This is a genomic window from Bradyrhizobium genomosp. I (2014) (genome assembly GCF_000261685.1).
Classification (GTDB): domain Bacteria; phylum Pseudomonadota; class Alphaproteobacteria; order Rhizobiales; family Xanthobacteraceae; genus Bradyrhizobium.
This window is the reverse complement of the sequence record NZ_AJQE01000286.1, coordinates 37169-51516: the sequence shown is the minus strand read 5'-3', so window position 1 is coordinate 51516 and position 14348 is coordinate 37169. Positions and strand designations below refer to the sequence as shown.

The following is a 14348-nucleotide window of genomic DNA, read 5'->3' as shown; positions in this document are numbered from 1 at the left end:
CTTATGGGCCATTTCACTCCGATCTAGACCTCCAGGTGTCCAGAAACGTCCAGGAGGAAGATCGTGTCTCACCATTACGCGGACGACGAAAGGTCGATCCGGGATGGTCAGCGGTGCGATCCTGCGGGCATGGCCGCGATCGTCGCAACCCTGGACACAAAGGGCCGCGAAACCGCTTATCTCGCGCGCGTCATCGAACAGTGGGGCCGCAAGACTCTTACGATTGATGTAGGCACATCAAACCGGAGGAACAGCAGCGATGCACGCGTGGTTTCACCCGCCGAGGTCTTGCGGGAAATAGCTGCAAGCGCGCGTGAAGAGGTCAAGGAGCTCCTCCGATCAGGTGCGATCGACGCCATCGTCGGCGTGGCGGGCGGCAAAGGCAGCGCGGTCTTCGGTGAAGTTGTATCGGATTTGCCGTATGGATTCCCGAAGCTACTGGTGAGCAGCGCGAGGCCAGCCCTCCTGGCCGAATTGGCCCTCCACAACGACATCATCCTCTATCCGACCCTGGTCGATCTTTTCGGGATCAACGCGTTCACCGAACGCGTTCTGGACAATGCGGGGCGGGCCATTGCGGCGATGCGCTATGTGCCCGCTCAGGATCGGCGGAAGAAGAAGACGGTTGCGATCACGGCCTTTGGGGTCACGACGCCGGCGGCAAATCGCTGTGTCGCGCGGCTGGCAGAGGCAGGCATCGACGCGATTGTCTTTCCGGCCAATGGCGCCGGGGGCCGCAAGATGGAGCAGCTCGTGTCCGCCGGCGAGTTCGATGCGGTGCTCGATCTGACCACAACCGAGCTCGCTGACGAGCTTGTCGGCGGCACCGCTAGTGCGGGTCCGGGTCGGCTCAAAGCAGCATCTCGCCGCATGATTCCGCAGCTCATCGCCCCGGGGGCCGTCGATATGGTAAATTTTGGCCCTCCCTCGAGCGTGCCTGCCGAGTTCAAGGAGCGCCAATTCTATTCGCATACCCCCTTCACGACGCTCATGCGTACGACCGTCTCGGAGAATGAGCGCATAGGCAGGCTCACAGCCGAGCGCCTTTCGCAAGCAAAGGCGCCCGCCCTCGTTCTGTGGCCGGTCAAGGGGGTCTCTGACTATGACCGGGACGGCGGCATCTTTCGAAACCCTGAAGCCGATAGGGCCTGGTTCGACGCGGTCAGGCGACATCTGCCGCGATCGATCATCGCCCGCGAGCTGGATTGTCACATCAATGATCCGGAATTTGCGGAGGCGGCCGCATCGTGGATCGTCGAACAATTGACACCAGGAGATTCATCAGTTGCGGATGTTTGATCGGGCCGAAATACTCGCAAAGATCACAGCTCAAGTTGAGGCTGGAAAGGCAGTGCTTGCCGCGGCGAGCAGTTGCGGCCTCGTCGCAAAATGCGCAGCTCTCGGCGGCGCCGACATGCTCGTGGTCTACAGCACCGGGCTGTCGCGGTTGATGGGGCTGCCGACGAGCCGGATCGGCGATTCCAATGCGCGCACGCTCGAGCTCGCGGCGGAGATCCGCAACGTCGTCTCCTCGGTTCCTGTTATAGGCGGTGTCGAGGCCTGGGATCCCCTCCGGCTCGAGCTCGATGATCTCTTGGACAAGTTCTGGGCTGCCGGATTCTCCGGCGTGATCAATTACCCGACCATTTCAACGATGGGTGAGAAATGGCGCGAGCGTCGTGGCCGCGTCGGGCTCGGCTTCGAGCGTGAGGTCGAGCTGATCGCGGCGGCCCGCAAGAAGAACATCTTCTCCCTCGCCTATGTCGCAAGCCCGCACGATGCCAAGGCGATGGCAGCCGCGGGAGCCGACTGCATTGTCCCACATGTCGGCGCAACGCGCGGCGGGCTTGTGGGTCATGAGGCGGGACAGTCGATCGAAGAGGCCATCAGGCGCATCAACGAGATCAATGCTGCCGCTCAAGCCGTTCGGCCGGAAGTCATCCTTCTCTGCCATGGCGGGGCAATCGCCGAGCCCCAGGATACCTCGGAAGTCTACCGGTCTACCGGATGTGTCGGTTTCGTTGGCGCCTCCTCCATCGAACGGATTCCGATCGAGCGGGCGGTGAAAGCTGCAGCCGAAGAATTCAAAGCCGTTCCGCTCCCGCGAAAGCGTCAGCAATCAATGCAGAAATCTGCACCGAGGCAGGAATGAACAACCCGATCACCAAATTGAAACCTAGTACCGCTTCCTCCTCCAAAGCGAACAAGCCGACGCACGATTGGGAGACGGACGTGCTCGTGATCGGCAGCGGCGCTGCCGGGCTGTCCGCGGCGCTCTATGCGGCAAAAGCCGGACTTCGCGTGACGGTATGCGAGAAGTCTGGCCGGCTCGGTGGCACGACCGCCCTCTCGAACGGCATGATCTGGGTTCCATGCTCAATGCAGGCTCGAGCGGCGAAAATCGATGATTCGATTGCGAATGCGAAGATCTATCTGCAACACGAACTTGGCGATTACTATCGCCCCGACTTCGTGGATGCCTATCTTGAAGACGGCCCAACGGCGCTCGCCAGCTTGGAGAATGGGAGTGAAGTCAAGTTCACACTGGCCTCCGCTCCGGATTATCATTCGAGCCAGATCGGCGGGATCGACATGGGCCGGGCGCTGAGCCCCGCAGCTTACGACGGACGGCTTCTCGGCAAGGATTTCGACCTGATAAGTGATCCGATTCGCGTCGTGCTCGGCGGCATGATGATTTCGTCCGGCGAGGTCAGAAGCTTTCTCAATCCCTTCCAGTCGGCTGCCTCGCTCAAGCACGTCCTTCGCCGGGTCAGCCGCTACGCAGGCGACCGGCTGCGCTACAGGAGGGGCACTGAACTCAGTGGCGGCAATGCTCTGATCGCGCGGTTATTGGCAAGCCTTCGCAGATACGACACTGAAATCTGGCCAAGCTGCCCAGCGGTTGATCTGATGAGGGAGGGAGGGAGAGTTACTGGCGCACTCCTCAAGCGGGATCGCACGGATCTCCGCGTCCGAGCCTCGCACGGAGTAATCCTGGCAACCGGTGGCTTTGCGCGGAACGGTAAATTGCGAGCCCAGCTCAGCCGAGCCCACCAGCACAATGATACGCTGGCCCACAGCGATGTCACAGGAGACGGCATTGCGCTCGCAGGCAGGCTCGGAGCTGCGATCGATAATGACGTTGCATCGAGTGGATTCTGGACGCCCGTGTCGATCCTCAGGAACGGCCGCTCCTCGCAAGTGGTCCCGTACGGCTGGCTCGATCGTGGCCGTCCAGGTGTCATCGCGGTGGGGCCAAATGCTAAGCGCTTCGTCAATGAATCCAATTCGTACCATGACATCTGTCTTGCCATGTTCAATAGCGGCTATCCGGCGGACAAGCGGTTCTATTTCATCTGCGACAAGGAATTCGTCCGCCTCAGAGGCATGGGACACCTGCTCCCCTGGCCCTGGACTTTGAGTATCAAGAAGTATGCCCGCTTGGGTTACATCGAGATTGGCCGGACGATTGCGGAGCTTGCGGCGGAATTGGGCCTCGACCCGCAAGAGCTCCAAAAGACCGTTGAAGAACATAATGCCCACGCAGCTGAAGGGCGCGATCCGCTTTTCAAACGCGGTGAATCGGCTTTCAACCGAACCCTGGGAGATCCCGCGGTTGGAAAGAAAAACCCGAACCTTGGAGCTATCAAGAACGGGCCATTCATTGCGCTCCCGATTGTCCCGGCGACCCTTGGAACTGCGACCGGCCTGTCAACGGATCCTGGCGGAAGGGTCCTAAATGGAAACGGCGTGCCGATCGCAGGTCTTTATGCCTGCGGCAACGACATGACTTCACCGATGCGTGGGATCTACCCTGGGGCCGGCATTACGATCGGACCAGCCATCGTGTTCGCCTACCGCGCGGTGAACAGCATCGTACAATCCACCCATCAGGGACAGACGGCGGCGGCATCCGGTGCATAAGTGCAGTGTTTTCACCTCTTGGTCCAGCAACGACGGACGGTGGAGAGAGCGAAAGTGCGCAACGTCGGCCAGCTCGCTTTGAATACCTTGTGAGCGGCCCTATCTCGTTTGATGCTGAACTTATCTTCTGAACTAGAGGGGCACGATGCGCCGCTCACGCCATGCCAAGATTGTCGCAACCGTTGGGTCGGCAACCGCATCACCTGAAAAGCTTTGTGCGCTCTATCTTTCGGGGGCTGATACTTTCACGCTGAACTTCAGCCGCGGGGACCCATGACGATCACGCCCGTGTGCTCGTCTCGATCCGTGCGCTGGAGCTGGAATTCAATCGGCCGATCGGCGTGCTGCAGGATCCGCAAGGCCCGAAGATCCGCATTGGCCGGCTCGATGAAGGCAAGCTCGCGCTGGATGCCGGGGAGACGGTCTGCTTCGCGCTAAGAGACAGGCGGGAAGCAGTCAATCCCGCGGCCTCATCCAGAAATATTCGCAGCCGCTTATCCCGGTCAGGCCCTGCTCATTGACGATGGGCGTTCGTCTAGCTAGTCGTCGAAAAGCTCGGTTCTGAACGGAGAATGGCGTGCGTTGTGATCGGCGGCGTCATCCGTGATCACAAGGGCGCCAGCCTGCCAGGCGCGCTGCTCAAGATCTCGCCTCTAACCAAGAAGGATCGAGCCGATCTTGCGTTCGGCCTCGAGCTTGGCGTCGACTGGGTTGCTGTCCTTTGTTCAGAAACCATCTGACCTGGTCGAGGCACGAGCTTTGATCGGTGAGGCCGCCGGTGGCGTTGCCAAGATCGAGACCCCGATGGCGCTTGATCGTATTGGGATATGATCCACTTGTCAGACGCCATCATGGTCGCGCGAGGCGACCTCAGGGTTGAAATCCCCCTGAGGAGGTGCTGGGCCGGCAAAAGGAGTTCGTCAGGGCCTGCCGGCTTGTTGCCAAGCCCGTCATCGTCGCAACCCAGATGCCGGACTCGATGATCACTGCGCCGACAGCGACCTTCTCGTTGCCATCGATGCACGCTGTACCGCTCGGCAACAGCTATGGCGGTGTAAGGGAGTGGCTCGGCGTGTAGATCGACGCGCATTACGATATACTCGCAAGGGAGCGGAGAGCCGCATCGAAGCTCACGGGGAGGCAATTGCGAGCCGCATGGGGGATGCTGAACTGGTCGGTGAAGCAGTTGGCCGAGCGAAGCGGGTTATCGTGCGCCGTCATCAGGCGGCTCGAAGAGTACAATGACACGCCTCCCGCATCCGACGATCTGCTGCAGACTCTGTGGACCACGTTTGCGGGTGCGGGAATTGAATTCACATTTCCGCTGGTCGGCAAGCCAGGTGCTCGGCCACAATGACTTGATGCCTTCTCGGTGCTGAACTCACGGCCTGCGGCCATCGCAAATGGTGCGTCAGCTCTTCTGGTTTCCTCCGATAGTTCGGTAGGCGCTAACGACGCGCGCGTTTGCGGGAGCCTGCGGTGAGGGCATGCGGATAGCTCTCTATCGCTTTTGGCTGCATCGAAATTGGGCTGGCGAGAACGGCCGGCGACCCGCCGTAGGACCTCTTTAACGTGTCCGCAATGTCGGTCGCCTGGCCAACATTACCCAACATTACCCAAATCTCCCTACGTTGATCTAGGCAATCTCGAGCCGCATGTCGTGAATGAAGCGCCGACAGGCGGGCCGCCCTAGAAGCCCACCATCGCCTGCAACTCCCATTGCCGGGATGACCTTCCAGGAGCGCTCTTGTGACAGCAGCCCTTCGCATTCCAACGAGTAGCTCACGCCTTCGCGCGGTCGGCGTGAAGAAGCTGTGCTCGCAAGCCCAAGGAATGTGACGCAGCAGCATGGATACGCTACTTATCGCGACCTTCGAGATTTTGAGCTTCGGTGCCATTGTTGTGCTGGTCGTGCTCGGTCTCGGGATCATTGCCAGCATGATGGGCATCTTCAACTTCGCCCAAGGCGAGTTCGTCCTGCTCGGCGCTTACGTCACTTATCTCATGCACAGCGTCGGTTTGCCGGTCCCGCTCGGCATGCTTGCCGCGCCCGTCGCGGTCGGCACGCTTGGTTTCGTCCTGGAAAAACTCGTGGTGCGCCGATTCTATGCCGCTCCAATCGTCGCCATGCTTGGCACCTATGCGCTGGGGCTGATCATTCGCGAAGCCGTGCGCGGCCTGACCGGGGGACTGTATCTCTCGGTGCCGGAGCCAATCAGTGGCTCTATCACGATCGGCAGTCTGCATTTCGCCGCCTGGCGCGGCGTCATCGTCATCATCACTTTGCTGGTCATGGCCGCGAGCCATGCTCTGCTCGCCTACACCTCGTTCGGCCTGCGAGTCCGCGCCTCGCTGGAGAACCCACAGCTGGCGCGTGCCTCGGGCATCTCCACGGGCATGATCTACAGCGTCACCTTTGCATTTGGTGCGGCACTCGCGGGTCTCGCCGGCGCGCTGATCGTGCCGGTCTTTTCATTGTTCGCCGATCTCGGCATCCGCTTTCTTATCCAGGGTTTCGTTGCTGTGATGGTCGGTGGGGTCGGGTCCTTCGCCGGCCCAGTCGCTGGCGCCGGCGTCATCGGCACGTTCAGTGCCTGGCTGCCTTGGCTGATGTCACCGGTTATCGCCGACGTTCTGGTGTTCGTGCTTGCCATCATTTTCATCAAGTTCCGGCCGCAAGGCCTTGTTTCGGGAAGAGGGGTCAACCGATGATCAACGCCAGCCGTCAACTGAGCCGCCGCCGCTTTCTCGGCAATTTCGCCTTCGCCTCCGCCGCCATCGCGGCGGGTCCGGGCAGCTGGATAATTCGCCCGGATTGGGCAAATGCTGCGGAAGGCCCGATCAGGCTTGGCATTGCGACCGATCTTACCGGGTCACTTGGCTTTGCCGGCAACACTGACGCCAATGTCGCTCGCATGCTGGTCAAGGAGATCAACGACTCCGGCGGCCTGTTGGGACGCCCGATCGAACTCCTGATTGAGGATACTGCCTCCGACGAATCCGTCGCCGTGGGAAATGTGCGAAAGCTGATCCAGCGAGACAAGGTCGACTTGGTGATTGGCGGTATCTCGAGCTCGATGCGCAATGCGATCAAGGACGTCATTATCTCTCGCGGCAAGACGCTCTATATCTATCCGGAAGGTTACGAAGGTAAAGAGTGCACGCCCTATCTGTTCTGCACGGGACCGGTACCGGCACAGAATTGTGACCAGTTCATTCCCTGGTTGATCAAAAATGGTGGTAAGCGTTTTGCCCTGCCTGGCTCCAATTATGTTTGGCCGCAAACAATCAACGCCTATGCACGCAAGGTGATCGAGAGCAGCGGTGGCGAAGTCGTCTTTGAAGAATACTACCCGCTCGACCAGATTGACTTTTCCTCCACAGTTAGCCGGATCATATCCAACAAAGTCGACGTGGTTTTCAACGCCATTGTCCCGCCCGGCGTCAGCCCGTTCTTTAAACAGCTCTATCAAGCCGGCTTCTCCAAAAACGGCGGGCGGCTGGGGTGCGTCTATTACGACGAAAATTTCCTGGAAATGAACCAGGCCCAAGAGATTGAAGGGCTCGCGAGCAGCCTCGACTACTACAAGATGCTTGCGGCGGAGGATCCGGTAAGCGCCAGGATTCAATCGGCCTACGACAAACAATTTCCAGCCAAGTTCCGGTTCTCGGCAGGCAGCGCCGCGACCGGCACCTATCGAGGATTAAAGCTGTGGGAGGCTGCAGTGAAGGAGGCCGGCACAATTGACCGCGACGCGGTAGCCGCCGCCCTCGACCACGCGAAGATTGCGGAAGGGCCGGGCGGGCCTGCCGAAATGGCGCCCGGCAAGCGCCACTGCAGGATGAACATGTACATTGGAGTGGCGAAGGGCGGCCAGTACGAGATTGTCGCGCGTAGCGCCGGCCTGGTCGATCCGAAGGAGTGCTGATGTCATCGACCGGCACTGGCACACAGCCCCCGCCACACGTGATTGAAGCTGCTCGTTCGCCCGTCATGGCATCTGCCATCGCAGGGCGAACGAAGGTGCTTCCAATTCTCGAACTGGCATTGCTGATTGCCGCTTCGATCGCACCGCTCGTCCTGCGGGATTACATCACTGTCTATGCAACGCGAGTGCTCATCCTGTGCCTCTTCGCGTTGTCGTTCGACCTGGTGTGGGGCTATGCCGGGATCTTGAGCTTGGGTCAGTCGTTGTTCTTCGGCACGGCCGGCTACGGTGTGGCGCTGCTTTCACGCGATTTCGGGGTCGCATCGATTTTTGCCGTTCTTCCGGCCGGAACCTTGATCGGTTTTGTAGCGGCATTGTTGCTGGCAGGTTTCCTGCTGCTTGGCCGTCACCCCTCCAGTGTGGTCTTCGTTTCGCTTGGTACTATGACCGGAGCTTATGCAGCCGATCGGCTCGCTCGGGGTTCTCATTATCTTGGCGGCCAGAACGGTATCCCTTCGATCCCGCCGATGACAATCGGCTCGCACGAATTGAGCGAGGGACCAGGATTTTACTATCTGGTTCTCGCCATTCTGGTTCTGATCTACCTTCTGTCGCGCTTTTTGCTGCGGTCGCAGTTCGGTCTGGCACTGGCGGGATTGCGAGAGAATGAACAGCGCATCGCCTTCTTCGGCTACAATGTGCAGCATTTGAAGGCCATCATATTCGCAATCAGCGGCGCGATCGCAGGTGCTTCCGGCAGCCTCTATGCGTTTCACGAGGGCTTCGTCTGGACGAACATGCTGGGCGTGGTCATGTCTACCCAGGTCGTGCTCTACGTCTTGTTCGGCTCCGGGACATTGATCGGTGCGGTCATCGGCACCGCGATTGTTGAGGGCCTCAGCTTCTGGCTCTCCGACAATTATCGCGATATCTGGCCGATCATTCTCGGCGTTTTGCTGTTGCTCGTCATTCTGTTCCGCCCCCTCGGCTTGATCAGCCTCGTGCTGGGCGAGCGGGAACGTGTAGGTCATTTCGGCCCGAGCCTGAAGGAGAAGCGCAATGCCGCTCCTTGAAGCCGCCGGCATCTCCAAGGTCTTTGGCAAACTCACCGCGCTGGACGGAGCGGCGCTCAGCGTCGGCGAGAGAGAGTTTCATGGCCTGATCGGGCCGAACGGCTCGGGCAAGAGCACGCTGATGAAGTGTCTTGCAGGTGCGCTAGTGCCGACGCGAGGCAAGGTGACATTCATCAATACTGACGTCACCTCGTTGACGCCGCCAGAGCGTGCGCGAGCGGGCATGAGCCTGAAATTCCAGATCACCGCCGTGCTACCGACCCTCACGCTATACGACAACATCCTGCTCGCGCTGCAGGCCCGGTCCTCACTGCTGGATCTGGCGTTCTCGCGCAGTCGGGGACGACTGCACGAGGAGGTCATGACGTTGCTCCTCCAGTTCCGGCTCGCCGATCGCGCGTTTGATGCTGCGGCGACCCTTTCTCACGGTCAGCAGCAATGGCTGGAGATCGCGATGGCGCTCGCATGCCGGCCGCGCCTTCTGCTCTTGGACGAGCCGACCGGTGGCATGAGCCTTGAGGAGCGCCGCGTCACGGGCGAGTTGCTGCAGCCGATCAAGCAGCATTGCTCGCTTGTCATCGTGGAGCACGACCTGGATTTCATCCGAGACATCTGCGACCGGCTAACCGTGCTCGATCAGGGCAAGGTTCTGGCGTCGGGGACGGTTGCCGAGATCCAGGCCAACAGAAGCGTCCAGGAGATCTATTTGCGCCGTGCCTGAATTCCTCAATCTCAAGCATCTCGACGCCGGCTACGGACGCAGCCAGGTGCTGTTCGGTGTCAATATGACCGTCCCACCGCGGGGCGGTGTGGCCGTCCTCGGCCGTAACGGCGCCGGAAAGAGCACGCTCATGAAGGCGATCGTGGGCGAACTGCCGGCATGGAGGGGCGGCGTGCAATTCAACGGCCAAGATATCGATCGCCGCCGAACCGAAGAGCGGGTGCGGGCCGGCATTGGATATGTGCCGCAAGAGCATTCAGTGTTCGGGCGCCTGTCGGTGCGCGACAATCTCGCCGTCGGATCGCTTTTGCACCGCGATAGATCGGCAGTGGACCGGGTCATGATGATGTTTCCAAAACTCGGCCAGCGTCTGGATCAGCCGGCCGGAACGTTGTCCGGTGGCGAGCGCAAGATGCTCGCAATCGCCCGCGCGATGCTCGGAAACCCCAAACTCCTCCTGCTGGATGAGCCGACCGAGGGTGTCTGGATCGGCGTCATCGAGGAGATCACCGAGCGCTTGATCGAACTAGCCAGAGAGATCGCGATCATCATCGTCGAGCAACATCTCGATCTCGCAATGCGCGTCGCGGAGCAGGCCTATGTGGTCGATCGCGGCCGTGTCGCGCTGTCGGGCCCGTCGCAACAGCTGCGCGACGACCCGCGGCTCTTGACGTATCTGGCGCCGTAGAGGCGTCCCGGCTGCCATCCCACGCCCGAAAGATGGCGCGTTGAAGTTCCTTGCGATGACTGAACAGAGAGGGACGATGTCCAAAACCATGAGCGATTTTGTGAATGCGTGCCAGGTCGTCGATGTCCATGAACATCACATGTCCGAGGTCGCACATAGCCGGGACGTGAATCTTTTGAAACTGTTCCAGCAGAGCTATGCGGCTTGGACAAGCCACGTCCTGCCATCCGAGCCCAAGGCGACTGGCGATATGTTATCTACCGCTACCGAGCCAACCACCTGGGAGGCCCTTGCTCCGTTCCTGGAGAGGAGCGGCTCAAATGCATTCGTTCGTAACCTCGCCGGCGGTGTCGCCGAGCTTTACGGCGTCGCCGAAACCGGAATCACGCGCGACAACTGGGAGGCAGTAGACGCTTTGGTGCGCTTGCGCCACAGGGAGGCGACATGGCCAAGTGAAGTCATTGGGCGCGCCGCCATCGGAAGGATCGTAACGGACCCTTTTCTCGATCCGTTGATGGATCCGCGGCCGGTCCTAGGGCAAAGTTACGATGCGGTCCTGCGGATCAATGCATTCGCCCTCGGCTGGCACCCGGAATCTCGCGATCACAATGGAAATTGCGGCCATACGTTGCTGCGGCGCCTCGGCATGGAGGTGAAAACCTTCGACGATTATTGCGACGCAATCCGGGAGCTCGTAGCCGGCTGCGCCCGGCGCAATCACGTTGCGCTCAAAAACGCGCTCGCCTATGACCGCGATCTAAGCTTTGACGAACCGAACGAGGACCTCGCTCGGCAGGCCTGGGGACAAAGGTCTCCATCCCCTGCGGCGCGCAAGGCTTTCTGTGACTTTGTCGTCGATTTGTTTTGTCAGCTCGCAGGCGAAGCCGGCCTGCCAGTCCAAACTCATCTTGGAACGGCAATCATAAGCGGCTCCCACCCGCTACGCATGACCGGGTTGATTGAGCGTCATCCTCGGACCCGTTTTCTGCTGATGCATTTGGCCTATCCCTGGAGCCGGGACTTGTTGGGAATGGCTTTTGTGTACCGCAATGTTTGGCTCGATTTGTGCTGGTCCTTCCTGTTGAGCCCGTCCCATTTCAAGCTGGCCCTGCACGAGGCTATTGAAGTCTTGCCGGATGAATCGCGAATGATGATCGGAGGAGATTGTCTTCACGTTGAGGAGACATTTGCCGCGATACAGGGCGCACGCCGGCTCATCGGCGAGGTTCTGAAAGAAAAAGTTGCGAGCGGCTACTTTCGCCCCCGAGACGCAGAGCGCTTGGCGGTCAGGATCCTTGGCGAGAACGCGAGGGAGCTTTTCAGACTGTCCTGATTGCTGCACTTCGTTCGCGATTTTAAAAAGTTGATCCGAAGAGCCGACTTGAAACCGAAAAATGACGGATAGCGTTCCGGTTACCGCGCCCCCCAGGAAAGAGCAGGGCGCGTGGATTAAGGCCATGAGCCAAGGGGAGGTCAGTTCCATGTTGAATGATCACCGGCAACTCAGCCGCCGCCGCTTTCTCGGCAATTTCGCCTTTGTGTCTGCGGCCATTGCGGCCGGCCCGGGCAGCTGGGTGATCCGTCCTGACTGGGCCAACGCCGCTGAAGGCCCGATCAGGATTGGCATTGCCACCGACCTTACGGGGGCACTCGGCTTTGCCGGGAATACCGACGCCAATGTCGCGCGCATGGTCGCGAGCGAGATCAACGAGAACGGTGGTCCCTTGGGGCGCCCGATCGACCTCCTGATCGAAGACACCGCGTCCAACGAGTCCGTCGCTGTTGGCAATGTCCGCAAGCTGATTCAACGAGACAAGGTCGACCTGGTACTCGGCGGCATTGCGAGCTCGATGCGCAACGCCATCAAGGACATCATCATCTCTCGTGGCAAGACGCTCTACATCTATCCACAGGCCTACGAAGGCAGGGAGTGCACGCCCTATCTGTTTTGCACCGGGCCGGTACCGGCGCAGAATTGCGACCGGTTCATTCCGTGGTTGATCAAGAACGGTGGCAGACGCTTCGCGCTGCCTGGATCAAACTACGTCTGGCCGCAAACAATCAATGCCTATGCGCGCAAGGTGATCGAGAGCAGCGGCGGGGAGGTGGTGTTCGAGGAGTACTACCCGCTTGACCAAATCGATTTTTCATCGACCGTGAGCCGCATCACGTCCAACAAGGTAGACGTGGTCTTCAACAGTGTTATCCCCCCGGGCGTCGGCTCGTTCTTCAAACAGCTTTATGAAGCGGGCTTTTCTAGGAATGGGGGACAGCTGGGCTGCGTCTACTATGACGAGAACACGCTCGAAATGAACCAGGCTCACGAGATCGAAGGCCTCGCCAGCAGCCTCGACTATTACAAGGCGCTCGCGGCGGAAGATCCGGTGAGCGCCAAAATTCAGTCGGCCTACGAAAAGCAGTTTCCGGGCAAGTTCCGGTTCTCAGCAGGAAGCGCCGCGACCGGCACGTATCGAGGACTGAAGCTGTGGGAAGCCGCAGTGAGGGAAGCCGGTACAATTGACCGCGAGGCTGTCGCTGCCGCGCTTGACCACGCCAAGATTGCGGAAGGGCCTGGCGGGCCGGCGGAGATGGTGCCGGGCAAGCGCCACTGCAGGATGAACATGTACATTGGCGTGGCAAAGGCCGGCCAATACGAGATCGTCGCCCGTAGCGCCGGCCCGGTCGAGCCGAAGGAGTGTTGAATGTCGCATGTTGCGCGGGCGAGCTTCGCCGGCGCCGCGTGCGAGCCAATCGCGGGGGGCTACTTCCCGCGATAATTCGGCGGCCTCTTGTCAAAGAAGGCGTTCATTCCCTCCTTCTGGTCAGCTGTGCTGAAAGCGTGACGTATCGCTTGCCGCTCGAACTCGAGCCCGGCGTCCAACGTGGTCTGAAAGGCGGCGAGAACGGCAGCTTTGGCAAGTTCAGCCGAGCGGGGAGGCTTTTGCGCTATCAGATCGGCTATTTCGAGCGCTCGCCTCTGCGCCCTGCCGCTTTCGACAACTTCCGCCACAAGGCCGGCCTGCATCGCACTCCGCGCCGTGATGGATTGGCCGCTCAGGATCATCAGCATGGCCAGTGATTTGCCAGCCACGCGTGTCAGCCTCTGCGTTGCGCCGTCGCCGGGCAATATTCCGATGTTGATCTCAGGCTGCCCAAATACCGCCCCTTCACCTGCTATCACGATATCCGCGAGCAGCGCCAATTCGTGGCCGCCGCCGAAGCAAATGCCCTCGACCGCGGCAATGAGAGGCTTGGGGAAATTGGCGACATCCCCCCAGGCAGAACGTCGGGCGGAATTGTCGATTGCCTCAAAGCCGCGCTCCCGCATCTCCTTGATGTCGGCTCCGGCAGAGAAGAACGCATCGCTGCCACAAAGCACGACACAGCGGACATCCTCATCGATTGCGGCACGGCGCAAGATGGCGCCAAGCTCCACGATCAACTGGTTGCTCAAGGCGTTTCGTTTTGATGTCCTATTCAGCGTCAATAGGCGCACGTGGGGCGCGACAGATGTCGAGAGGATGAGATCGGGCGTCTCGGACATGGAGCGGTTCTCCTGAAGGAATATGAGAACCACGCCTTAGACTGAAATCGATTTCTTCGCAACGAGGCATCCAGAAGCCTCTTCTTGGAAGAACCAGCCTCAGCGGCGCTGAGCCACCTTGCTCAACGCGGAGCCGACGGAGACCATGAGGCGGGCTTCACCCGTAAAAAACGGCTTGACTCCGCAGTTCCGAATTCTTACTAATCTTGAAATCGATTTCAGAACTCGATGTCGAAATGCCCGGTACTGCGGGAAACCAGAAGGATGCGGCCGGCGAGAGTGGGTCACATCTGAAGGATCTCATTGACGATGCGACGGGTCTTGTGACGCCGCGCTGTCCAACAAGAACATCAGCTTCTTCAGAAGCGCGCTTAGAGCAACAGGAGGAAGGCTGGCCATGGGAATGGCACGGAATCTCGCGCGCGCTTTATGCGAGTCGCCGCGCAAGTCGGAAGCAACGATGAAGGCG

General features: G+C 60.0%; 11 protein-coding genes and 1 pseudogene. 11 read left to right on the top strand and 1 reads right to left on the bottom strand.

Translation table 11 applies throughout. The features are described from left to right. The first annotated feature begins 129 nt into the window (after positions 1 to 129). The 11 genes and pseudogenes from IC50_RS26285 (at position 130) to IC50_RS26230 (ending at position 13037) form a co-directional block, all read left to right on the top strand. Positions 130 to 1299, top strand: a complete 1170-nt coding sequence (locus tag IC50_RS26285) for a Tm-1-like ATP-binding domain-containing protein (RefSeq protein ID WP_035711506.1) — start codon at positions 130 to 132, stop codon at positions 1297 to 1299. Further along, positions 1292 to 2152: a phosphoenolpyruvate hydrolase family protein gene (locus IC50_RS26280; RefSeq protein WP_035711502.1), complete on the top strand. Its 861-nt coding sequence runs from the start codon at positions 1292 to 1294 to the stop codon at positions 2150 to 2152. Before IC50_RS26285 ends, IC50_RS26280 begins: the two co-directional genes overlap by 8 nt. After that, on the top strand, positions 2149 to 3924 hold the full coding sequence (locus tag IC50_RS26275; protein WP_049802025.1) for an FAD-dependent oxidoreductase: 1776 nt from the start codon (positions 2149 to 2151) through the stop codon (positions 3922 to 3924). Before IC50_RS26280 ends, IC50_RS26275 begins: the two co-directional genes overlap by 4 nt. Positions 3925 to 4069: 145 nt before the next feature. After that, a pseudogene (locus tag IC50_RS43935) lies at positions 4070 to 4927 on the top strand (pyruvate kinase); the annotation flags it as partial. 845 nt (positions 4928 to 5772) lie between these two features. After that, a complete protein-coding gene (locus tag IC50_RS26260) occupies positions 5773 to 6636 on the top strand; it encodes a branched-chain amino acid ABC transporter permease (protein WP_035711497.1) in 864 nt (287 codons plus the stop codon). Then, positions 6633 to 7853: a substrate-binding protein gene (locus IC50_RS26255; protein ID WP_035711494.1), complete on the top strand. Its 1221-nt coding sequence runs from the start codon at positions 6633 to 6635 to the stop codon at positions 7851 to 7853. The genes IC50_RS26260 and IC50_RS26255 overlap by 4 nt, the downstream gene beginning before the upstream one ends. Before the next feature lie 65 nt (positions 7854 to 7918). Next, positions 7919 to 8926, top strand: a complete 1008-nt coding sequence (locus IC50_RS26250) for a branched-chain amino acid ABC transporter permease (protein WP_035711491.1) — start codon at positions 7919 to 7921, stop codon at positions 8924 to 8926. After that, positions 8913 to 9647 (top strand): ABC transporter ATP-binding protein, encoded by a 735-nt coding sequence (locus tag IC50_RS26245; RefSeq protein ID WP_018645257.1) that lies wholly within the window; start codon positions 8913 to 8915, stop codon positions 9645 to 9647. Before IC50_RS26250 ends, IC50_RS26245 begins: the two co-directional genes overlap by 14 nt. Further along, positions 9640 to 10335 carry an ABC transporter ATP-binding protein gene (locus IC50_RS26240; protein WP_018645256.1) on the top strand — a complete coding sequence of 232 codons (696 nt, stop codon included), beginning with the start codon at positions 9640 to 9642 and terminating at the stop codon, positions 10333 to 10335. Before IC50_RS26245 ends, IC50_RS26240 begins: the two co-directional genes overlap by 8 nt. A 76-nt stretch (positions 10336 to 10411) precedes the next feature. Next, positions 10412 to 11668, top strand: a complete 1257-nt coding sequence (locus IC50_RS26235; protein ID WP_157158159.1) for an amidohydrolase family protein — start codon at positions 10412 to 10414, stop codon at positions 11666 to 11668. Positions 11669 to 11816: 148 nt separating this feature from the next. Continuing rightward, entirely contained in the window at positions 11817 to 13037 is a 1221-nt protein-coding gene (locus tag IC50_RS26230; RefSeq protein ID WP_035711489.1) for a substrate-binding protein, read from the top strand. Positions 13038 to 13096: 59 nt separating this feature from the next. On the opposite strand, the gene IC50_RS26225 is transcribed toward IC50_RS26230, so the two are convergent. After that, on the bottom strand, positions 13097 to 13879 hold the full coding sequence (locus tag IC50_RS26225) for an enoyl-CoA hydratase-related protein (RefSeq protein ID WP_028144089.1): 783 nt from the start codon (positions 13877 to 13879) through the stop codon (positions 13097 to 13099). Positions 13880 to 14348 lie beyond the last annotated feature (469 nt).

Excerpts from the sequence above, each read along its gene's own strand:
- IC50_RS26250 (WP_035711491.1), top strand. The coding sequence starts at position 7,919 with ATGGCATCTGCCATCGCAGGGCGAACGAAGGTGCTTCCAATTCTCGAA.
- IC50_RS26260 (WP_035711497.1), top strand. The coding sequence starts at position 5,773 with ATGGATACGCTACTTATCGCGACCTTCGAGATTTTGAGCTTCGGTGCC.
- IC50_RS26235 (WP_157158159.1), top strand. The coding sequence starts at position 10,412 with ATGTCCAAAACCATGAGCGATTTTGTGAATGCGTGCCAGGTCGTCGAT.
- IC50_RS26255 (WP_035711494.1), top strand. The coding sequence starts at position 6,633 with ATGATCAACGCCAGCCGTCAACTGAGCCGCCGCCGCTTTCTCGGCAAT.
- IC50_RS26285 (WP_035711506.1), top strand. The coding sequence starts at position 130 with ATGGCCGCGATCGTCGCAACCCTGGACACAAAGGGCCGCGAAACCGCT.
- IC50_RS26275 (WP_049802025.1), top strand. The coding sequence starts at position 2,149 with ATGAACAACCCGATCACCAAATTGAAACCTAGTACCGCTTCCTCCTCC.
- IC50_RS26280 (WP_035711502.1), top strand. The coding sequence starts at position 1,292 with ATGTTTGATCGGGCCGAAATACTCGCAAAGATCACAGCTCAAGTTGAG.
- IC50_RS26245 (WP_018645257.1), top strand. The coding sequence starts at position 8,913 with ATGCCGCTCCTTGAAGCCGCCGGCATCTCCAAGGTCTTTGGCAAACTC.
- IC50_RS26225 (WP_028144089.1), bottom strand. The coding sequence starts at position 13,879 with ATGTCCGAGACGCCCGATCTCATCCTCTCGACATCTGTCGCGCCCCAC.
- IC50_RS26230 (WP_035711489.1), top strand. The coding sequence starts at position 11,817 with ATGTTGAATGATCACCGGCAACTCAGCCGCCGCCGCTTTCTCGGCAAT.